A 20,328-nucleotide genomic window follows, 5' to 3' on the forward strand; every position below is an offset into this window, starting at 1 on the left:
ACTAGAGTTCCGGCAGCCCACCCTCGTCGCCGCAAGCGTAGAAGCCGATCGACGAGTACTGCGTGTGGATACCCCAGTCGATCGGATACGGACCGTTGGGACAGGTCGCATTGCCGTAGACATCCACGCCGACGATCTCGTTCCGCTCGGCGGACGCGTAATAGGTCGTCACCAGCAGGGAGCCCTGCGGCGGCATGGGCAACGCCATGCTCGCTCCCGACGACAGTGCAGCGGCCACGACCAGCACTCCCGGCAACTTCCGGCGGCACGCACGTGCAAGATCCTTCCCTTTCATGTCGGCACCTCTCCGTTTCGTCCGGATGGACGCGCCTAGCTATAGCGCGGCGACATGGCGGGTTCCATGACCGGTTGCCGGGTTCGGAAGACGCAAGGTCCCAACGACGACATGGCGTGGGCGGCAAGGCGGGCGCTCACGGCTTCCGGAGGCGGATTTCCACGTTTGCGGGCACCGCGTGGATCCGCAGCTCGCCGTCATCCCAATCCATCGGCTTGCCATCGACAATCGCGAGGCCCGGTTCGCCCGGATACGGCCACGGCAGCACCAGGCCGCCCGCCGGCGGCGTCACCCCCGCGTCGATCTCCAGTCGCAGCAAGCCTTCCTGCCGGCGCAGCGAATAGCCCAGCGCGCCCTGCGGCGTGTGCAGGCCGTGGATCGCCACGCCCTCGCCTTCGAACCAGTCGACCGGCAGGCCGGCGGCCAGCACGATGCTGGCGTCCGCGTCGCGCGCGTAGGCGAACATGTCCAGCGCCGAGCGCACGAAGTCCGACGCCACCCAGGCGTGCGGCAGGTCGCCGACGAAGAACGGCTCGCGCGGCGTGCGCGAAACCACTTCGGCCCACTGGTTCCAGGCCCGCGGCGCGCGGTCGTCCATGAAGTATCGGGCCGCGTGCCAGGCACGCTCGCGCCACCCCAGCCTCACGAAGGCGGATACGTTGCGCCATTCGTAGGGCGTGTAGTCCTTCCACTCCCGCTCGCCGTTCTCGCGCTGGCGGAATTCGCGCCAGTAGCGTTCGAAAGTGTTGCGCAGCAGGTCGTCCGGCAGCCGTCCCTGCTCGCCGCCCGGCGCCAGCGCGATGGTGGTCGAGGTGGCATCGAAGTCGCCCAGCTCCGCGGCGCCGGGGATGAAGTCGATGCCATGCGCCTGCGTCGCGGCGCGGATCGAGGCATACAGGTCGTCGCGGAACTGGTCGCGCGACGCGGCCATGCGCCGCGCCTGGTCGTCCTTGCCGAGCACTTCGGCGATCTCCACCGCGTCCTTGTAGCCGCGCAGCGCCCAGAAGTCGTCCCAGTACGAATGCATCGGCTTGGCCGAATAGCCCTCATGGCTGATCGAGGCCGGCATCAGGCCGTAGAACGCGGGATCGAGCTTGCGGTTGGCCTCGGTGCGCTCGCCCAGGCGCAGCTTCTCCATGTAGTCGAACGCGCCGCGCACGTGCGGCCACATGCGTTCGAGCGCAGCCTTGTCGCCGTCGTGGCGGTACAGCTCGGCGATGCTGAAGATCAGTTCGCCATGGCTGTCGTTTTCCGGCACCGGATCACTCCCGCGGTCGTCCACGCAGCACGGCACCATGCCGTCGTCGAACTGGTACGGCGCGTACCAGTCCACGTACGCGCGCACCGCGTCGGTGCGACCCATGCGCAGCAGGCCCTCGGAAATCATCGCGCCGTCACGGATCCAGCTGCGCGCATACGAGCGCGTACCGGGCTGGAGGCGCGGGCCGATGCGCGAGACCAGCATGTGCGCGGTGGCCGTGCGCAGCGTGTCGACCAGAGCCTGTCCTTCGGGTGGCACCTTGACGCGGACCAGGTCGAGCTTCTCCCGCCACCTGCGCGCGGTGTCCGCCTGCCATGCATCCGCATCCCACTCATTGCTTTTCAGCGACATGTCGCCGATCAGCGGCACCAGCAGGTCCACCTCGCGTCGCTCGCCCGGCTGCAGCGCAACCTCATACAGCAACGCGCCGGAAGCCAGTCCGTCGGGATCCACGGCCGTCGTCGTCTCCGGCCGTACCCCGTCGGCCAGCAGGCTGGCCGCCATGCCGGCGTCGAAGCTGCTGGCGAAATACGTGTCCGGCGGCTGTCGTGCGAACACCCGCGGCCGGCCGTTGACCTCGGTCGCGATGCGGTCCACCGAAAGGCTGTCGATGCGGCTGACCCCGCCGACCGTGCTCAGGAACTGCGTCGGCGGGTTGACCTGCAGCGGGCGGATGGCCAGCGCGAGCGTGTAGGTGCGCGGCACATCGGTGGTGTTCTCCAGCACGTAGCGCGACACCAGCTGCGCAAGATCCGCACTGCCATGCGCGAATGCGGTGACGCGCAGGCCGAAGTCCGGGTGCTTCCAGGCTACGCCTGGAATCGGCAGGTAGCCGTCCTCGAGCGACTGCGTGGCTTCGACGTCGGCCCAGCTCACGAATTTGTCTCCGACCAGCACGAATGGTTCGATCCGGAAACCGCCACGGGACACTTCGACCGCCCCGTCCTCGCCGATCAGGCCCTGGTCGCTGCCACCGTCGACACCGATGATCGTCCAGTACGCCTGCTCGCCGCTGAAGCCGCGCGGGAACAGGCCGCGCCGGGACTGCCCGGCCACCGAGCGGATGAAATCGTTTGGCGTGGCGGCGAACGCCAGCGGTTCGGCCTTCACTTCCGCAAGCCTGCGCGCCTGCCCCGGTCCGCCCTGCACCACGATGCCGACGTAGCGTGCCTCGGATTCCGGCAGCGCGATCCAGTCGGTGCCGCCGTTGCCCGCCGTGACCCGGCGCACGTCGCGGAACACCTTGCCGTCCGTCGACACCTGCACGTCGTATCGCGACGCCTGCACACCCTCCGCCCAGCGCAGGGTCAGGCCACCGAACTCGCGCACCCGGCCCAGGTCAAGGACCAGGCGGTCGCCGTCGCGGCCTTCCCAGGCGGTGTCCACGTTGCCGTCGACCGCCGCGGAGGCATCGCCGGATGGCGCGCTGGCAATCGCGGTCAGCGGACTGTCGTCGGCGGGTGCCAGCTGCTCCAGCCGCAGCGCATCGAAGCACACCGAACCCTTGCCACCGACCCGGTTGTAGACGGTGAACTCCAGCTTCGCGCTGTGGCGCAGCACGCGGTCCGGATCCGGCCCCCAGGCCTTGTCGATGTGGCGTTTCTTGTAGCGCACCGGCGTCCACTGCGCGGGGAAGTCGTAACCGGCCTTCTTCACCCACCACACGTTGTCGCCGCTGTCGTCGACGAACTTCATCTCGAGGTCGTTGGCCGGCGAATCGCCGCGCAGTTCGAAGGCGAAGGCGTAGTTGTCCGGATAGTCGATCGGCAGGTCGCGCTGGATCCCGGCATAGCCGGACACGCCATTGAAGTCGTAGTCCAGGCACAGCGCCCTGCCCTGCACGCCATCCACGATGCGCAGCGTGCCGCTGACCTGGTTGGAGGCCACCACGCGCCAGGGCGTTGCGTCCTCGAAGCCGTCGAGGAGCCGTGGCTCGCCGATGACCTGCTGGGCGAGTGCGGGGACGGGAGACAGCAAAAGCAGCACGCCCAGGATTTTTCGAAGCGTCGTTGCCGCGAAAGCGGGAACCCGGTGCCTTGCGCTGCTAGTGCCGCAACGGTCCAGACCGAAGGCGCTGGGTTCCCGCTTTCGCGGCAACGAGGACAACACGATGTTCGACACGGGTTTCACCTCACACTCCCTGGGGTTGCAGCCATCACTGGCCGGGCGTTTGCCATCGCCCGGGCCAATGGTTCGCAAGCGTGACGGCTCACCCCTTCACGCTCCCGAGCAGCAGCCCCTGGATGTAGTGCCGCTGCAGCACCAGGAACAGCAGCAGCACCGGCACGATGGTCACGACGGAGCCGGCCATCATCAGTTCGTTGTCCTGCACGTGCTCGCGCGACAGCGAGGCCAGCGCGACCGGCAGCGTCTGCAGGTCCTGATCGCTGAGCACGATCAGCGGCCACATGAAATCGTTCCACGCGGCCATGAAGCTGAAGATCGCGAGCGTCACGATGATCGGCTTCAGCGCCGGCATCACGATCTGGAAGAAGATCCGCATTTCGCCGGCGCCGTCGATGCGCGCGGCCTCCAGCAGCTCGTCCGGGATCGAGCGCGCGTACTGGCGCACCAGGAAGATGCCGAAGATCGTCGCCATGCCCGGCACGATCGCGCCCATGTACGTGTTCACGAACCCCATCTGCTTGAGCAGCAGGAACAGCGGCATCATCGCCACCTGCGCCGGAATCACCAGTGCCGCCAGCAGCAGCCGGAAGATGCGCTCGCGTCCGGCGAACCTGAGCTTTGCGAATGCATAGCCGGCCATGGTGTTGAACAGCAGCGACAGCACCGTCACGCACGAGGCGACCAGGAAGCTGTTGAACAGGAAGCGCCCCATGCCCGCCTTCGCGAACAGCTCGCGGTAGTTGTCGAGCGTGGGCGCGGCCGGCAGCAACGGCGGCGGGAAGTGCGCCGCCTCGCCGGTCTGCATGAACGAGACCGCCAGCATCCACAGCAGCGGCGCCAGGCTGAGCACGGCGAGTGCGACCAGCAGGCCGTTGACGACGGCGGTGGCGAAGGTCCTGTTCACTCCACCCCCTTGCGCCGCGCGAACCACAGCAGCCCGCTGGTCACCGCCACCATCAGCACGAACAGCAGGAACGCCACCGCCGAAGCGTTGCCCAGGTTCCACCACTTGAAGCCCTCGTCGTACATCAGGTACAGCACGCTCTTGGTGCTCTCCAGCGGCCCGCCCTGGGTCATCACGTAGGGCTCGGCGAACAGCTGGAAGTAACCCGACATGGTCAGGATGCCGACCAGCAGCAGCACCGGTCCCAGCATCGGCAGGGTGACGTGGCGGAACTGCCGCCAGGCGCCGGCGCCATCGATGCGCGCGGCTTCGTACAGGTCCTCCGGGATCGACTGCAGGCCGGCGAGGAAGATGATCATGTTGTAACCGAAGTTCTTCCACACCGCGAACAGGATGATCGTCGGCATCGCCCAATGCGGGTCGCCAAGCCAGTCAACGGGATCGATGCCGATCGACGACAGCCCCCAGTTCACCAGCCCGTATCGGGTGTGGAACAGGTAGCGCCAGATCACGGCCACCGCCACCACCGTGGTCACCACCGGCGCGAAGTACGCCGTACGGAAGAAGCCCTTGAAGCGTCCGAGCTTCGAATGCAGCAGCACCGCCGCACCCAGCGACACCGCGATCGACAGCGGCACGCCGACGACCACGAAGTAAAGCGTGTTGCCCAGCGTCTTCCAGAACAGCGGGTCGTGCAGCAGGCCGACATAGTTGTCGAAGCCGACGAAGCGCAGGTTGTGGATGTCGGCCAGCGCATAGATGTCGAAGTCGGTGACGCTCAGCGCCAGCGCCGCGACCACCGGCAGGAAGAAGAACACCGCGATCACCAGCAGCGCCGGCGCGGCGAAGGTCCAGCCGGCGAGCGAGCGGGTCATGGCGTGGTTCCCGCGGGCGCGGGGCGCGCTGTTGCACGCGTGCCTGGCGGCTTTGCGAAGCCGGCAACAATGGTGGCTGGCCGCCGCGGCTCCTGTTGCCGTTGCTCTTGATCGTCATTCCCGCGCGGGCGGGACAAGCGCGACGCGCGCAACATGGCCGATGCCTGCACGTCCCCGCCGGTTCCGGCAGCCGGATGATCGCCACGCTGCTCCAGCATCCACCGCCGCTTCTCCAGGATCGCGTCCGTCCGCCGATCGAGTTCGGCCGCCGCCTGATCCACGTCCAGCCGCCCTTTGGCGACCAGTTCGCCCACCAGCTTCAACTCGGTGGCGATGCGCTCCCACTCCGGCACTTTCGGCGTCGGCACCGCGCGCTCGAGCTGGTCGCGGAAGGCGCGTGCATAGCGGTCACCGGCAAGTTCGGGATCCTCCCACGGCGAGCGCCGCGGCGGCAGGTTGCCGGTCAGCCCGTGGAAGCGGACCTGGACTTCGGGATCGGACAGGTAGGCCACCAGCTTCCACGCCGCCTCCTTGTGCTGCGATTTGCGGAAGACGACGAAGCTGGTACCGCCGGCCACCGACGCGCCCGGGCCGTCCGGTCCCGGCAGCGGCATCGTCATCCACGCGTCCGACAGCTCCGGCGGCAGGCGCTTGCGGAACTCGGCGATATTCCACGGGCCGTTGATGTAGAAGCTGAAATAACCCTTGCCGAACTCGTCCCAGACGTTGGAGATCGCGGTATTGCCCACCTTCGGCGCCCAGCCCCTGTCGAAGATCTCCTTGTAGAAGGCGAGCGTGCGCCGGAAACCTTCGCTGCGGAAATTGCCGTAACGCCCGCCGTCGCGCAGCAGCGGGTCGTGGATGGCGAGGTTGAGCAGCGGTTCCGACTCGTTGAGCGGCAGCAGGATCGCGAAACGGTCGGGACCGACCTCTTGCTTGACCGCGGCCATCGCCGCGCGCCACTGCTCCCAGTCCGTCGGCAGGCGTTCGACACCGGCCTCTCGCAGCAGGTCGACGCGATAGAACGGCAGCCGCGTCTCCACGTACCACGGCACCGCGTACGTAGTGCCATCGATGACGCCGCTGTCCCAGGCGCCCGGGTAATAGTCGTCGACGTCGACTCCCGGCGTCGTCGCGATGCGCCCGTCCAGCGGCTCGAGCGCGCCGAGCAGGGCGAACTCCGGGATCCAGGTGTTGCCCAGCGGGGTGACGTCGGGCAGCGAGTCGCCGGCGAAGGCGGTCAGCAGCTTCTCGTGCGCCGACAGCACCGGCATCTGCTGCAGGTCGACATGGATGCCGGGGTTACGCCGCTCGAATTCCGGCAGCAGCTTCGCGACCTGCTCGCCTTCGAACCCCATCACCCAGAGCGTGATGGTCTCGCGCGGATCCTGCTGCCGCGCGCAGCCGCACAGCAGCGCCAGCAACAGGGGCAACGCGCGCCAGGCCGTGCGTGCGCGCGGCGCAGGGGAGCGGCGACGTGGCATTGGCTTGGTTCGGTGCATGGGGGCAGTCTATCCGGAGCGATTGCGGGTTCTGTTCGGCCGGCTGCGGCAGCCTCAGCGGCGGCCGGACGCGGGCGGGGGCTTCCTGGTCCGGCGCCTGCTCGTCCTCCCCGTCCTGTTCCTGCACCTTGCCGGCGTCCAGCCAGCCTCCGGTGAAGCCGGCGCGCTCCAGGCCCAGGCGGATGTACGGGTCCTTGCGGATGATGTTCCACACGAATTCATCGCGGTAGTTCGCGATCATCGCCAGGATCGGCCCCTGGTCGATGCCGATGTAGTCACTCGCCACCCAGCCCTTGCCGGGCACCAGGCGACCGGTCTTGAGGGGGATGTCGTACTGGAAGCTCGGGTTGAAGGAGTCGAGGAAACCGTAGCTCGAGTACAGGAAGTCCCCGTAGCGCTCGTGCATCTCCAGTGCCGCCGGGACGACCACCTCCGGCGCGAACACCAGCGATCCCAGCGCCGCGGTCGGCGCGATGGTGCCGTCGTCGAAGGCGTCGCGCAGGCCCGCGCCGCGGGCGCTGTAGTGGCGGAACTCGCGCTCCTCGCCGTTGTAGACCTGCATCGTGCGCTGCGGGCCGTCGCTGGCGGTCAGGCCCCAGACGTTGGGCCCGTAGTCCTTCCAGTTGAGCGGGTTCTCGATGCCGTAGGTGCGCTGCGCCAGCGTCGCGCGGCGGCTGTTCTCGAAATAATCGATGCCGCGTCCGCGCATGTAGTCGTCCTGGATGCCGCGGAAGTCGATCCACACCTCGCTGTACTGGTGCCCGAACTGCGGCGCGAAGCTGAGGTATTCCTGGCCCTCGAAGTGCCCCCAGCTGCGATCGTAGGTGCTGGTCCAGGCCGCCCAGGCATCGGGTTCGATCGGGTGCGTGGGCGACCCCAGGGCGAGGATGTAGACCAGCATCGCCTCGTTGTAGCCCTCCCAGTCGTGCTCGATGAAGCCGGTCTCCGGGTACCAGCCCATCGAGATCAGCGGCGGCCGCACCTGCAGCCACGGCCACTCCACGCGCCGGTAGAGCTCGTCGGCGATCTCGCGGATCTGCTGCTCGCGCGCATCGTCGCGGTCGTAGTAGCCGCGCGCGAACAGCACGCCCATCATCATCAGCGCCGTATCCACGCTCGACAGCTCCACCCATGCGTCGTAGCGCTGGCCCTGCTGCATGTCGAGGAAGTGGTAGTAGAAACCGTGGTCGCCCGTCGTGCCTTCCTTCGCCGGGCCCATCTTCGCGTCGCGGAAGAACTCCAGCGTGGTCAGCGTGCGATCCACCGCCTGGCGCCGGCTCACCCAGCCGTTCTCCACCCCGATCGGGTACGCGGTCAGGGCGAAGCCGATCGACGCGATCGACGCGAACGGCCGCGACGGGAAGCGGTCCGGCGTCATGCCGTTGACCTCGTTGGTCGTGTCCCAGAAGAACTGGAACGTGCGCTTTTCGATGTCCGTGAACAGCGGTGGCAGCGCCGGCCTGGCAGTGGATTCGGATTCAGGCGCGGAAGGCGGGGACTCCGCGACCGGTTCGGCCGGCGGCGCTTCCTCGTCCGCCGGCTGCTGCGGCTGCTCCACCGCCGGCCGGCTCCCGGGGTCCTCGATCTTCTTGCACGCCACCGGCAGCAGCGCCAGGCACGGGATGAGAAGGATGGCAAGGATGGACCGGCCGTACTGCATTTTCTCGAAAATACCTCTGCTCTTGTTCAACCATCAATGGAAGCCGGGCCGCCCTGCGGCGGCCCGGATCGGTCACCAGTCCAGTCCGAACGACAGCTTGAACGTGCGCGTCGGCATGAGGATGTTGTCGCCGTTGCGCTGCGCGAAGTTCGGATTGCGCGGCTCGCCGGCGGCGCCGCGCCAGCCGTCGTAGTCGTTCCAGTTGCGCCAGTTGAACACGTTCAGCACGTCGGCGCGGACCTTCAGGCCCAGGTCCGAACCGGTATCCCAGCGTTTCTCCAGCGCCAGGTCGAACTGCTTGTAGCCGATCGTGCCTTCCGGCACGAACGGATCGTAGAAGCAGTACGAATCGGACACCGCGTCGTTGCAGTTGGTGGCGTTGCGTGGCTTGGGCGTGGCAAGAACGAGCTTTCCGCTGAGCGTGGTGTCCCAGCCCAGGTCATAGATACCCGAGAGCACCAGCCGGTGCTTGGGCACGCCGTTCGACAGGTAGAACCTGTTCGTCAATCGCGGACCGTCGAAGTAATAGGTCTCGCCGTTGGAGGCGTCGCTTCGGTTCTCTTCGGCATCGCTGTAGGTATACGCAAGGTTGAAGCCCCAGCCGGAATCGGCCGTATACGGCTTGTCGATCGACAGCAGCAGCGAATTGAGGTTGTACTCCACGCCGTTGTCGCCAAGGATCAGCGAGCCATAACCCGGGATCGCCTGCCCCCACGGCTGCCCGCCCCAGGTCGCATCCGGGTTCTCGTGGAAATTGCCGTCCGGCCAGCGGTTGCCGAGGCGGAAGTAGATGCCGTCGCGGCTGCGGATGTGCGACAGCGTGACCGAGGTGTTCCACTCCTGCCCCCACAGCCTGACCAGGTTGCGGATGCCCAGGCTGTACTGGTCGGAGTACGGCGTCTTCAGGTCGTTGTTGAGCAGGTTGACCTCGCCGCCGCTGCGCGGGTTGGCCGCCACGTAGGCCGCGATCCCCGCCGGGGTCATCAGCGACGGATCGAACGGGATGCAGCTGTCGTTCGTTGTCGGGTCGCATTCGTGGATCGGCGTGTCGAAGTACAGGTTGTAGGTGGTGAACGCGCCGCCGTAGTACTCGCGCGCCATGTAGTCGAAGATGTTGCGGTCGTAGGCGCGGCCGGCGCCGCCGAAGATCACGTGCTCCTGGTCGCCGAACAGGTCGTAGGAAAAGCCGAACCTCGGCTGCCAGGCACCCTTGAAGTTGTCGCGGTTGTTGCCGTTGCTGATGTAGTCCTCGACGTCGTAGTCGGCGTTCTGGATGTTGGTCCAGCCGCGCAACGCGGCCGCGAGCTCGTCCGTCACGCGGTAGTCGACGAAGCTCGGGTTGTCCTCGTAGTCCCAGCGCACGCCGAGGTTCAGGGTCAGCTTGTCGGTGACCTCCCAGTCGTCCTGGATGTAGACGCCGAACTGCTTGTTCTTCGATTCGACGAAGGGCGCGCGGTCGGCCAGCGGCGCGGTGAACTCGATCCTGTAGGGCTGGTCCAGGTTCTCGTAGACGTCGAAGTAGTACTGCGGATAAGGCGGGTTCTGCTGGAACGCGTTGAGCTCGACGCTCTTGTACTTCACGCCCATCTTCAGCGTATGCCCTTCCCAGCCGAAGTAGGTCAGGTCGTCCTGCAGCGCCCAGCCCTTCTGGCCCTTGTCCTGGAAGGTCGGCCCGCCGCCGACGTTGAGGACGCCAAGATCCAGGACCGCCGGGTTGTTCGGGTCGACGATCGTGTAGCGATAGCCCGGCGCGGCCGTCACCGGCACCGGGTTGTAGGCCGCCTTTTCGTACGTGAGGTGGGCGTCGTTGAGCCAGTCCATCGAGCTGAACTGGTAACGCAGGTCGACGCGCGTCTCGTCATTGGTGAAGTTGGTGGAGAAGTTCGGCGCGCTGATGCTGCTGCCCGGCGAGATCGAATCCTCGTCGCGCTTGCGCAGCGACAGTTCGAACAGGTTGGAGTCGTTCGCCTGGAAGCTGAGCTTGCCGAAGTAGAGCTTCTCGTTGAACGGCACGTTGTGCGGGCCATAGTAGGCCGACAGCTCGGGCGGGAGCGCCGACGGATCGAACACGTTCGGCCAGACGACGTCACGCGGGATCACGTAGTCCTTGGCCTCGTACAGCACGAAGAAGTGCAGCTTGTCCTGGATGATCGGGCCGCTGAACGTGGCGCCGTACTGCTCGGTGGCTTCTTCGGTCTTGTAGCCGCGGTCGTCCTCGATCGGCGACGGTTCGCGCCAGCCATCGGACGTGCGGTCCCAGAAGAAGCTGCCTTCGAACTCGTTGCTGCCCGACTTGGTCACCGCGACCACCGCCGCGCTGCTGATCTGGTCGTACTCGGCCTTGTAGTTGGAGGTGATGACCTTGTACTCGCCGATCGCCGCCTGCGGGAACGGGTTGCCGCGGCTGTCATCCTGGCCGGTCATGCCGCCGGGGGTGACGTAGTTCTTCTGGCCGACGCCATCGATGAAGACGTTGATGTTGTTCGCCCCCTGCGCGCCGCTGCGCAGCTGCGATTCCGAACCGTCGGCGGAGGAAACGAACTGCATCCCCGGCACCGTGTCGGCAAACGCGAGGAAGTTGCGCGAATTCTGCGGCAGGCTGTCGATCTGCTTCTGCGACACGTAGGTCGCGATCTCGGAGGTCTTGGTCTCGACCATCGCCGGCGCGGTCACGACCACGGCGTCGAGGTTGGTCGCGTCGCCGGCGGGCGCGGTTTCGGCAACGCCGCCCAGGCCCAGGTTGAGGGTGACGGTCTGGCCGACCGCCAGGGTCAGGTTGCGCGTCTGGGTCTGGCCGTCGGCGGCGATGTCGAGGCGGTACCTGCCCGGCGGCAGGCCAGCCAGGTTGTAGTTGCCGCTGGCCGAGCTCTGCACGCTGCGCGTCAGCCCGGTATCGAGGTTGGTGGCGGTCACGGTGGCACCGCTCGCGGGGGCCGAATCGGCGGAGACCTGGCCGCGGATGGTGGCGGCGGTGGACTGCGCGAGGACCTGCGGAGCGGCCGCGAGCATGCAGCCGGCAAGTGCACAGGCAAGCAATGTGCGGTGGTGTCTGCGCGTGGAACGATGCATGGACTTCATGACGTCTCCCTCCCAGGGGCGGTCAATGTGGAACATCTGCCAGCGGTGATCATTCTGTTAATCCCGTGATCGTGGCGTCCACGCGGTCCCGGCGTCGCTCAGGCGTCGGGGGTGGCGGGTACGCGCCGGTTCCCCCCCGTGGTCGCGATGCTGGAATCGCGCACCATCAATTGCGGAATCAGGGGCGCCATCGCGTCGCCGGCGCCGGATCCGTCGTCCGGCGCGATGGTGTCGAGCAGCGTCCGCAGGGCGCGGCCGCCGAGTTCGCCGATGTCCACGCCCATGGTGGTCAGCGACGGATGGACGTAGCGCGCCAGCGGGATGTCGTCGAAGCCGGCGATGGCGATGTCCTGCGGAACGCGGACGCCGGCATGGTTGAGCGCGAACAGGCAGCCCAGCGCCATCATGTCGTTGGCCGCGAATACCGCGTCCGGGCGCTCGTCCGCGGCCAGCAGTTCAAGCCCCGCGCGGTGGCCGGAGGCCTCGTCGAAATCGCCCTGCAGGACCCACGGTTGCGCGCCGGGCAGGCTCGCGACCAGTCCGTCGCGGTAGCCGCGCAGGCGCTCGGCGGCGTCGAAGTTGTCGGCCGGGCCGGCGATGAAGGCGATCCGGCGATGGCCCACCCCGGCCAGGTGGCGGACCATCTCGCGCGCGCCGCCGTGGTTGTCGACGCTGACCGCCGGCAGGTCGGCGCCGGCCAGGCTGCTGTTCATCAGCACCGCCGGCATCCCGGGGCTGAGGTTGTCGCGCACGACCCCGGCGCCGTCCACGAATGGCGACATCACCAGCAATCCGTCGACGCGCCCGCGCATCGCGCGCAGGGCTGCGCCCTGCCCGGCCGGGTCGCCGTGGTAGCTCGACACCAGCAGGTGCAGGCCGCGCTCACGGGCGACCTGGTCGATGCCGCGCATCAGTTCGGAAAAGAATTCGCCATGCAGGTCCGGCAGCACCACGCCGATGGTGTGGGTGCGGCGGCTGCTGAGGCTGCGGGCGGCATGGTGCGGGCTGTAGCGCAGCTGCGTGGCCACGGCCATCACGCGCTTGCGCACGGCCTCGGCCACGTTCTCGTGCCCGTTGAGCGCCCGCGACACGGTCGCCACCGACACGTTCGCTTCCCTTGCGACGTCTTTGATCGTGACGCTCACCCGTCCTCCCAGATCGGCTGATCGCGGCGAAATGTAAGCGTTTTCACAGAGCAAGGCAAAGATCGGCGGAAACCGCCGCGCCGATTCACCCGCACGCCCGCTGGCGCTGGCCAGAGACCGCCTCGCGCTGCAACGCAGCAATACCGTGCGCCGCGTCCGGCGACCGCTTCATCCCGGCGTCGAAGCCCGGATCGACAGGGCGTGGATGTCGGTTTCCATCAGGTCTCCGAGCGCGGCGTAAACGGCGCGATGCCGGGCCAATGGCAGCATGCCCTCGAAGGCGGCGCTGGCGATCACCACGTCGAAGTGCCCGCGGCCGTCCCGCGCCCCGGCATGGCCGGCGTGGCGATGGCTGTCGTCGCGCACTTCGAGCACGGTCGGCGCGAATGCCGCCTGCAGCGCCGCGCGGATGGCGGCCACGCGTTCTTCCCGCGGCAGCGGTGCGGTGTTGCTCACGGCAGCACCGGGTTGAACGGGCGCACGTCGACGCGCGCGTACACGCCGGCTGATACATAGGGATCGGCGTCGGCCCAGGCCCGCGCCTCGTCCAGGGAAGCGAATTCGGCGATCACGATGCTGCCGCTGAAGCCCGCCGGCCCGGGATCGAGCGCATCGATGGCCGGACACGGACCGGCCAGCAGCAGCCTGCCCGCATCGCGCAGCGCGGTCAGCCGGGCCACGTGCGCGGGGCGTGCCTGGCCGCGCTGCGCCAGCACGTTGTCGCCGTCATGGCCTTCAATTGCGTACCACATGCCGGTCCTTTGTCATTCCGGATTGCAGGCCGGGGATTGTAGCGGGCGGCATCCACGCATCGCCCGGTTCAGGCACCCGCTGGACACGGTCTGGTCGAGCCCGTACCCTAAACCCGGCTCCACAGACCGGTCCCCGCAGCGGCACGTCGCCAGACGCCAGATCCGCTGTCCCCACCCGGTCCAGCCCGATGACTTTCCACCGTCCTTGCCGCAGCATCGCGCGGCGAGCGTCGTATCAGGCGTCCGGCTGCCTTCGCTTCCCGCCGGCGACCCCAGTCGCCGCAATGCTGCAAAACCGGCCACGGCCCCTGCCGCGCGCCAAACCACTTCATGTGGCCCGAGGGGGCTGCGAACCGCATGACCGAAGACACCGCGTCCGCCGCGTCTCCGCAAAGCCAGGCCGCCTTGCACCCGCAGCAGCAGGAAATGCCGCTGGCGGTGGTGCATGGCCAGGCCGTGCTGCAGATCCCGCAGGACCTGTACATCCCGCCGGACGCGCTGGAAGTCATCCTCGAGGCCTTCGAGGGGCCGCTGGACCTGCTGCTGTACCTGATCCGGCGCCAGAACCTGGAGATCCTCGACATCCCGGTGGCCGAGATCACCCGCCAGTACGTCGACTACATCAGCGTGATGCAGGACCTGCGCTTCGAGCTGGCGGCCGAGTACCTGGTGATGGCCGCGATCCTGGCCGAGATCAAGTCGCGGATGCTGCTGCCGCGCTCGACCGAGGACGAGGCGCTGGAGGACGACCCGCGCGCGGACCTGGTGCGCCGCCTGCAGGAGTACGAGCGCTTCAAGCAGGCCGCCGAGGACCTGGACGCCCTGCCCCGGCAGGACCGCGACACCACGCCGGCCTCGGCGTTCGTGCCTGACCGCGCGGCGGTGCGGCTGCCGCCGCCGGTGGACCTGCGCGAGATGCTGCTGGCCCTGCACGACGTGCTCAAGCGCGCCGAGCTGCTGACCAGCCACGCGATCAAGCGCGATGCGCTCAGCGTCCGCCAGCGCATGGGCGAGCTGCTGACGCGGCTGGAGGACGGCGCGTTCCACCGCTTCGAGTCGCTGTTCGAGCCGCGCGAGGGCCGGCTGGGCGTGGTGGTGACCTTCCTGTCGATCCTCGAGCTGGCCAAGGAGCGCCTGCTGGAAATCGTGCAGGAAGCCACGCTGGGACCGATCTACCTCAAGTCGCTGGCGACCCGCGACGCCGACGGCGCGGCGCTGGAGCTGTCGAGCGAGTTCGACGGGGACGAACCGGACTCGGCCGCAGCCAATGACGACGCATGACCGCTTTGCTCCTTCCCCTTCAAGGGGAAGGCCGGGATGGGGATGGGTTTCCGCGATGCCGCGATTCCTTCAGGCAGCCGACTGACTGCCCATCCCCACCCACCCCCCCTTGAAGGGGAGGGCCTTTGCACCGTTTTCCGAACATTGAGCCATGAACGAGTCCCGATGGACCCACAACTGATCAAACGCATCGTCGAGGCGGCCCTGCTCGCCGCCAACCAGCCGCTGACCGCGGTGCAGCTGCACGGACTGTTCCCGCTGGACGAGCCGGCGCCGGACGGCAGCATCGCCCAGGCGCTCGAATCGCTGCAGGCCGACTGCGCCGAACGCGGCGTCGAGCTGGTCGAGGTCGCCTCCGGCTGGCGCTACCAGGTCAAGGCCGACGTGCACGCCTGGGTGGCGCGGCTGTGGACCGAGCGCCAGACCCGCTACACCCGCGCCACGCTGGAGACCCTGGCCCTGATCGCCTATCGCCAGCCGATCACCCGCGGCGAGATCGAGCAGGTCCGCGGCGTGGCGGTGAACAGCAACATCATCAAGGCGCTGGAGGAGCGCGAGTGGATCCGCGTCGTCGGCCACCGCGACATCCCCGGCCGGCCGGAACTGCTGGGCACGACCAAGGGCTTCCTGGACTACTTCAACCTCAAGCGCCTGGACGAGCTGCCGCCGCTGTCGGAGCTGAAGGACTTCGGCGAACTCGACCCGCAGCTGCAGCTCGACGGCAAGACCGGCGATGCCATGCCGGTGGGCGACCTCGCCGGCGCCGATGGCGATGCTTCGCAGCCCGAGGATGGCGGCGAAGGCGATACCGCGCCGGCCGGCGATATCCCGTCGGAAGCGCATGAGGCCACCGACACGGACGAAATCGAAACCACCGAAGACGACACGGCCGCGGCCGAAGACGCCGCGCAGCCGGAGCAAGAGGGCGACGCAGCGGAAACACCTGCCGACGACGCCCTTCCCCAACCCGAACCGCCGTCGCGAGACGAGACGGACACAGATGCCCTCGCCGCCGAAGGCGACAGCAACGGAGTACGCAATGAGTGAAACAAACAACGGCCGCAAGCTTTCCCTGAAGCGCGGCACCGAAACAGCGGCCAGCGCGCCGCGCATGGAAGAGCGCCTGCACAAGGTGCTGGCGCAGGCGGGCCTGGGCTCGCGCCGCGCGCTGGAACAGCGCATCGCCGACGGCCTGGTCAAGGTCAACGGCGAGGTCGCGCAAACCGGCATGAGCATCAAGGGCGGCGACCGCGTCGAGCTCGATGGCAAGACCTTCGTCGCCAGCGCGCTGACCGACCCGGCCCGCGTGCTGGTCTACAACAAGCCCGAGGGCGAGGTCACCACGCGCGAGGATCCCGAGGGCCGCCCGACCATCTTCGAATCCCTGCCCGCGCTCAAGGGCGCGCGCTGGATCGCGATCGGCCGCCTGGATATCAACACCACCGGCCTGCTGCTGCTCACCACCGACGGCGAGCTGGCCAACGCGATGATGCATCCCTCGTTCGAGGTCGAGCGCGAATACGTCTGCCGCGTACGCGCACCCGAGGGCGAGGAGACCGTGTCGGAGAAGATCGTCGACCGCCTGCGCCGCGGCGTGGCGCTGGAGGACGGGCCGGCGAAGTTCGACGAGATCAAGCGCATCGGCGGCACCGATTCCAATGAATGGTTCCAGGTGACGGTCAAGGAAGGCCGCAACCGCGAGGTGCGCCGCCTGTGGGAGTCGCAGGGCTGCCAGGTCTCGCGCCTCAAGCGCATCCGCTACGGCTCGATCGAGCTGCCGCAGCCGCTGCTGCGCGGCCACTCGCAGGAGCTGGCCGACGACAAGGTCGAGGCGCTGCGCAGCGAACTGAAACTCGAGGAAGGCCCGCCGCCGGCGCTCACGCTGCAGCCGGTGATCGGCCAGCGCAAGGCAAGCAAGTCGACGGTGCACGTCGGCGGCCAGCACCGATCCAATGGCTACGTCGGCGGGCACACCACGGCGGACGAAGGCCGCGAGCTGCGCCGCTTCGACCACGTGCGCGAGGACCGCGGTCGCCGCGGCAACCGCAAGCCGCACGGCGGACTCACGGTCAGCGGCGAAGCCGCCGCCAAGCAGTCGCAGAAGCCGTTCAAGCAGCGCAAGCAGAAAGGCCAGCAGCCGCTGCCCGACGGCAACCCGGCCGCGTTCCGCACCTGGTACGTGCCCGATGGCGTGGACACCGGCCCCAGCGGCCACCGCAACGCCGATGGCCGTGGCCCGAAGAAGCCGTACGGCAAGAAGCCCGGCGCACGCGGCGCGGGCGGCAATCCGCGCGGCCCCGGCCAGAACCAGAACCGTTCTGCCAAGCCCTACGGCCACCCGGGCAACGCGCCCGTGTTCCCGTCCGACCACGCCACGCCCGGCGCCGCCGGCCACGACCGCCCCCGCGGCGCGCGTCCCGGCGGCAACAAGCGTCCCGGCGGACCGCGCGGGCCACGCCCGAACGGCCCGCGTCCCGGTGGCAGCCGCGGCCCGGGCGGGCATCGCGGCGGCAACCGCTGAGCCGCGTCGTGCGCATGCCCCGCATCGCAGGCGTCGTCGTACTGGCCGCGCTGCTGCTCGCGCCGGTCGCGCCGGCCGTCGCGCAGGACATGGACTTCACCGCCGCCAAGGCGGCTGCGGATGCCGACGAGGCCTCGCTGGACGCCGCGGCGCGCACCGCGGCGCTGGAACAGCAGCGCGCCTTCCTCGACGCCGGCGTCGTCGCCTGCGCCGATCTGCAAAGCACCGAGCGACTGGAGGATTTCGTCGTGGTCGTCCGCCTGGACGATACCGGCACGGTCATGCAGACCTGGCGCCGCGGCGACTCGCCGCTGGCGCTGTGCATCGAGCGCCATTCGCGCGGCAAGGTCATGTTCGTGCCGCCCAGGGCGCCGTTCCACGCCTCGCTGGAAGTGACGTTCGAGCGCTGAGCCCGTCGCGGAAGGTCAGGCCGTCCCCAGCCGGCGGATGTCGACGATGCGGTCCAGCCACACGTAGTGCGCCTGTCCGGGGGTGGCGGCATCGTCGATGCGCACGAGCGCGTTCATGCCTTCGTTGCCGCTTTCGTCCATGAACACCTGCACGGTCGGCCGCGCGGTCACGAAGCCGTCGATGCGCGTGCCGTCGGCGAGCCGGATCTCGACCCTCTCCTCGTCGTCGAGCTGTTCGGCCCATGCTTCGATCCGCGCGATGTCGCGTTGTTCGGTGTAGACGTGTTCGGCACGCTGGCCCATGGCGGCGGGCTCCGGGTGGAAGGGACTCCCATGCTGCGCACCGGTACGTAACCGGCAGTGAGCAATGCGTTAACCGCCGCCACAGGCCACTGACTTCGCACAGGCTTCACCTGCGCGCCACGCTGCGCACGCGCGCTGCGGTCACGCTGGCCGCATGCATGACACACACGACGACAACGGCTGTTGGGACCTGGTGGTGGCCGGCGCCAGTTTCGCGGGTGCGGCCTGCGCGCTGGCTGCCGCAGGAGCGGGCCTGCGGGTCTGCGTGCTGGAACGCAAGCGCGACCCCGGCATCCGCCTGCACACCACCGGGATCGTGGTCCGCGAGGCCGCGGAAGGCACGCGGCTGGCGCGAATGCCGGAAGCACTTTCGCACCGCGTCGAGCGCGTCCGGCTGTACGCGCCCGGGCTGCGCAGCGTGGACCTGCGGTCGCCCGGCTACTACTTCCTCACCACCGACACGCCCAACGTGATGCGCTGGCTCGCCGACGAGATGCGCGCAGCCGGGGTGGAGCTGCGGCTGATGCAATCGTTCACCGGGGCTTGCCGCGAGGGCGACGGCTGGCGGGTGGAGGGCCTCGGACACGCGCGCTGGCTCGTCGGCGCCGACGGGGCGAAGTCGCGCGTGGCCGCGCGCACCGGCCTCGGCCGGGTCCGCGAGTTCCTGTACGGCGTCGAGCACGAGTACGCCGGTGCGCGACTGGCCGAAGCCGATGCCCTGCACTGCTTCATCGACCGCCGGCTCGCTCCCGGCTACATCGGCTGGGCGGCGCAGTCGCCGACCGGCGTGCAGCTGGGGCTGGCTTTCCGCCACCGGCCATCCCGCACCGGCGTACCCGACATCGCGGCCCTGGTCGAACGCGTCGGCACGCGACTGGGACTGCCGGAAGGCGCGACGCCCAGCGGCGTGCGCGCGGGACTGATCCCCTGCGGCGGCCCGGTGTCGCCGATTGCGGGGAACGGTGCGATCCTGACCGGTGACGCGGCCGGCATCGTCTCGCCGGTGACGGCCGGCGGCATCCATTCGGCCTGGCAGCATGGCGAAGCCGTCGGCCGGGCGATTGCCGCACACGCACTGCACGGCGGCCCCTGCCCGATGCGCGTCGCGACGGCCGCCGCGCCACGCTTCCGCACCAAGCGCGCACTGCGCTGGCTGTTCGACCACGCGCAGATGGACTGGCCGTTCGACCTGCTGCTGGGCACGCCGCCGCTGCGCTGGGCGGCGCGGCAGGTGTATTTCCGCAGGCGGGCCACCGCGCCTGGATTCTCCCGTCCCGCGTAGGACCGGCGGAAGCCGCGACCGGGGCCGGGTTGCACTTGGTGGGCGGCTTCCGCCGCTCCTGCAGGCGAAGCGAGGGCGGCAAGGCCGGCTACAACAGGGTGAATCGGTCGCCGTCCAGCATCGCCGGGAAGCGTTCGCGGTGCGCCTGCAGTTCGGCGGCCAGCAGCGTGGTGGTGGTGACCACTTCCTCGTCGCTGCATTCGCTCAGCGGCTGGCCGAGAAAATCGAGCACCGCGCTGTCGCCCGAGTAATGCAGGCCGTTGCCGTCGGTGCCGACGCGGTTGAGGCCGGCGACGAAGCACAGGTTCTCGATCGCGCGCGCGCGCAGCAGCGTCTTCCAGGCGTAGGCGCGCGCCGAAGGCCAGTTGGCGACGTACAGCTGCAGGTCGAAATCCAGTGCGCCGGGCCGCTCGACGTCATGGCGGTTGCGCGCGAACACCGGGAAGCGCAGGTCGTAGCAGACCAGCGGATTGATCCGCCAGCCCTTCCACTCCACCACCAGCCGCTCGCGGCCGGCCGAATAGCGCTCGTGCTCGCGCGCGTAGCGGAACAGGTGGCGCTTGTCGTAGTGGCGCACCTCGCCGTCGGGCGTGACCCAGAGCATGCGGTTGAACACGCCCGGCCCGTCCGTCGCTTCGGCCCGCAGTTGCAGGCTGCCGGTGACCGCTGCCCCGAGCGCCGCGGCCTGCTCGCGCATCCATGCCACGGTGGGGTCGTCCATGGTCTCGGCCCTGTCGATGGCGTCGTTGCTGAAGCCGCTGGTGAAGGTTTCCGGCAGCAGCACCAGGTCGGTGGTACCACGCAGCGGCGCGACCAGTTCGCCGTAGTAGTCGCGGTTTGCGGCCGGGTCGTGCCAGCGGGTGGCGCCCTGGACGAGGGAGATGCGCAGATCCTGCATGGTCGATGCCCCGGAAATCCTGTAGGAGCGGCTT

At 68.7% G+C, this 20,328-nt stretch carries 14 protein-coding genes and 3 pseudogenes; 5 read left to right on the plus strand and 12 right to left on the minus strand.

The genetic code is table 11. From position 1 onward, the window contains the following. Position 1: 1 nt before the first annotated feature. The 10 genes and pseudogenes from ABD679_RS05370 to ABD679_RS05415 form a co-directional block, all read right to left on the minus strand. Positions 2-295: a hypothetical protein gene (locus tag ABD679_RS05370; protein ID WP_344758929.1), complete on the minus strand. Its 294-nt coding sequence runs from the start codon at positions 293-295 to the stop codon at positions 2-4. 136 nt (positions 296-431) lie between these two features. Beyond that, complete coding sequence (locus ABD679_RS05375) at positions 432-3,548, minus strand: discoidin domain-containing protein (protein ID WP_425561855.1); 3,117 nt, start codon at positions 3,546-3,548, stop codon at positions 432-434. 217 nt (positions 3,549-3,765) lie between these two features. Next, positions 3,766-4,587: a carbohydrate ABC transporter permease gene (locus ABD679_RS05380; RefSeq protein WP_344758930.1), complete on the minus strand. Its 822-nt coding sequence runs from the start codon at positions 4,585-4,587 to the stop codon at positions 3,766-3,768. Next, positions 4,584-5,462 carry a carbohydrate ABC transporter permease gene (locus tag ABD679_RS05385; protein WP_344758931.1) on the minus strand — a complete coding sequence of 293 codons (879 nt, stop codon included), beginning with the start codon at positions 5,460-5,462 and terminating at the stop codon, positions 4,584-4,586. Before ABD679_RS05385 ends, ABD679_RS05380 begins: the two co-directional genes overlap by 4 nt. Before the next feature lie 95 nt (positions 5,463-5,557). Beyond that, positions 5,558-6,946 (minus strand): annotated as a pseudogene (locus tag ABD679_RS05390) (sugar ABC transporter substrate-binding protein); the annotation flags it as partial. A gap of 88 nt (positions 6,947-7,034) precedes the next feature. Further along, positions 7,035-8,624 (minus strand): annotated as a pseudogene (locus tag ABD679_RS05395) (glucoamylase family protein); the annotation flags it as partial. Between the two features lie 72 nt (positions 8,625-8,696). After that, entirely contained in the window at positions 8,697-11,702 is a 3,006-nt protein-coding gene (locus ABD679_RS05400) for a TonB-dependent receptor domain-containing protein (protein WP_344758933.1), read from the minus strand. A 98-nt stretch (positions 11,703-11,800) separates the two neighbouring features. Further along, positions 11,801-12,847, minus strand: a complete 1,047-nt coding sequence (locus ABD679_RS05405) for a LacI family DNA-binding transcriptional regulator (protein WP_425561849.1) — start codon at positions 12,845-12,847, stop codon at positions 11,801-11,803. 168 nt (positions 12,848-13,015) lie between these two features. After that, positions 13,016-13,285: a BolA family protein gene (locus tag ABD679_RS05410; protein ID WP_344759138.1), complete on the minus strand. Its 270-nt coding sequence runs from the start codon at positions 13,283-13,285 to the stop codon at positions 13,016-13,018. A gap of 14 nt (positions 13,286-13,299) precedes the next feature. Continuing rightward, positions 13,300-13,599 (minus strand): YciI family protein, encoded by a 300-nt coding sequence (locus tag ABD679_RS05415; RefSeq protein WP_344758934.1) that lies wholly within the window; start codon positions 13,597-13,599, stop codon positions 13,300-13,302. A gap of 357 nt (positions 13,600-13,956) precedes the next feature. Here ABD679_RS05415 and ABD679_RS05420 point away from each other — a divergent pair, with 357 nt between their 5' ends. From ABD679_RS05420 to ABD679_RS05435, 4 genes and pseudogenes are all read left to right on the plus strand, one after another. After that, positions 13,957-14,880: a segregation and condensation protein A gene (locus ABD679_RS05420; RefSeq protein ID WP_344758935.1), complete on the plus strand. Its 924-nt coding sequence runs from the start codon at positions 13,957-13,959 to the stop codon at positions 14,878-14,880. 165 nt (positions 14,881-15,045) lie between these two features. After that, positions 15,046-15,885, plus strand: a pseudogene (gene scpB / locus ABD679_RS05425) (SMC-Scp complex subunit ScpB); the annotation flags it as partial. 34 nt (positions 15,886-15,919) lie between these two features. Next, positions 15,920-17,401 (plus strand): pseudouridine synthase, encoded by a 1,482-nt coding sequence (locus ABD679_RS05430; protein ID WP_344758937.1) that lies wholly within the window; start codon positions 15,920-15,922, stop codon positions 17,399-17,401. Positions 17,402-17,415: 14 nt separating this feature from the next. Beyond that, positions 17,416-17,811 carry a hypothetical protein gene (locus tag ABD679_RS05435; protein ID WP_344758938.1) on the plus strand — a complete coding sequence of 132 codons (396 nt, stop codon included), beginning with the start codon at positions 17,416-17,418 and terminating at the stop codon, positions 17,809-17,811. 15 nt (positions 17,812-17,826) lie between these two features. On the opposite strand, the gene ABD679_RS05440 is transcribed toward ABD679_RS05435, so the two are convergent. Continuing rightward, positions 17,827-18,114 carry a DUF3247 family protein gene (locus tag ABD679_RS05440; RefSeq protein WP_344758939.1) on the minus strand — a complete coding sequence of 96 codons (288 nt, stop codon included), beginning with the start codon at positions 18,112-18,114 and terminating at the stop codon, positions 17,827-17,829. 154 nt (positions 18,115-18,268) lie between these two features. On the opposite strand from ABD679_RS05440, the gene ABD679_RS05445 reads away from it, so the two are divergent. Continuing rightward, positions 18,269-19,396, plus strand: a complete 1,128-nt coding sequence (locus ABD679_RS05445; protein WP_344758940.1) for an NAD(P)/FAD-dependent oxidoreductase — start codon at positions 18,269-18,271, stop codon at positions 19,394-19,396. Between the two features lie 88 nt (positions 19,397-19,484). On the opposite strand, the gene ABD679_RS05450 is transcribed toward ABD679_RS05445, so the two are convergent. Further along, positions 19,485-20,294, minus strand: coding sequence for an amidohydrolase (locus ABD679_RS05450; protein WP_344758941.1), 810 nt, complete (start codon positions 20,292-20,294; stop codon positions 19,485-19,487). Positions 20,295-20,328: the final 34 nt, after the last annotated feature.

It is taken from the genome of Luteimonas lutimaris, assembly GCF_039537065.1.
Taxonomy (GTDB): domain Bacteria; phylum Pseudomonadota; class Gammaproteobacteria; order Xanthomonadales; family Xanthomonadaceae; genus Luteimonas; species Luteimonas lutimaris.

Coding starts and splice junctions, on each gene's coding strand:
- ABD679_RS05370 (WP_344758929.1), bottom strand. CDS start 295: ATGAAAGGGAAGGATCTTGCACGTGCGTGCCGCCGGAAGTTGCCGGGA.
- ABD679_RS05385 (WP_344758931.1), bottom strand. CDS start 5,462: ATGACCCGCTCGCTCGCCGGCTGGACCTTCGCCGCGCCGGCGCTGCTG.
- ABD679_RS05400 (WP_344758933.1), bottom strand. CDS start 11,702: ATGAAGTCCATGCATCGTTCCACGCGCAGACACCACCGCACATTGCTT.
- ABD679_RS05415 (WP_344758934.1), bottom strand. CDS start 13,599: ATGTGGTACGCAATTGAAGGCCATGACGGCGACAACGTGCTGGCGCAG.
- ABD679_RS05420 (WP_344758935.1), top strand. CDS start 13,957: ATGACCGAAGACACCGCGTCCGCCGCGTCTCCGCAAAGCCAGGCCGCC.
- ABD679_RS05430 (WP_344758937.1), top strand. CDS start 15,920: ATGAGTGAAACAAACAACGGCCGCAAGCTTTCCCTGAAGCGCGGCACC.
- ABD679_RS05435 (WP_344758938.1), top strand. CDS start 17,416: ATGCCCCGCATCGCAGGCGTCGTCGTACTGGCCGCGCTGCTGCTCGCG.
- ABD679_RS05440 (WP_344758939.1), bottom strand. CDS start 18,114: ATGGGCCAGCGTGCCGAACACGTCTACACCGAACAACGCGACATCGCG.
- ABD679_RS05445 (WP_344758940.1), top strand. CDS start 18,269: ATGCATGACACACACGACGACAACGGCTGTTGGGACCTGGTGGTGGCC.
- ABD679_RS05450 (WP_344758941.1), bottom strand. CDS start 20,294: ATGCAGGATCTGCGCATCTCCCTCGTCCAGGGCGCCACCCGCTGGCAC.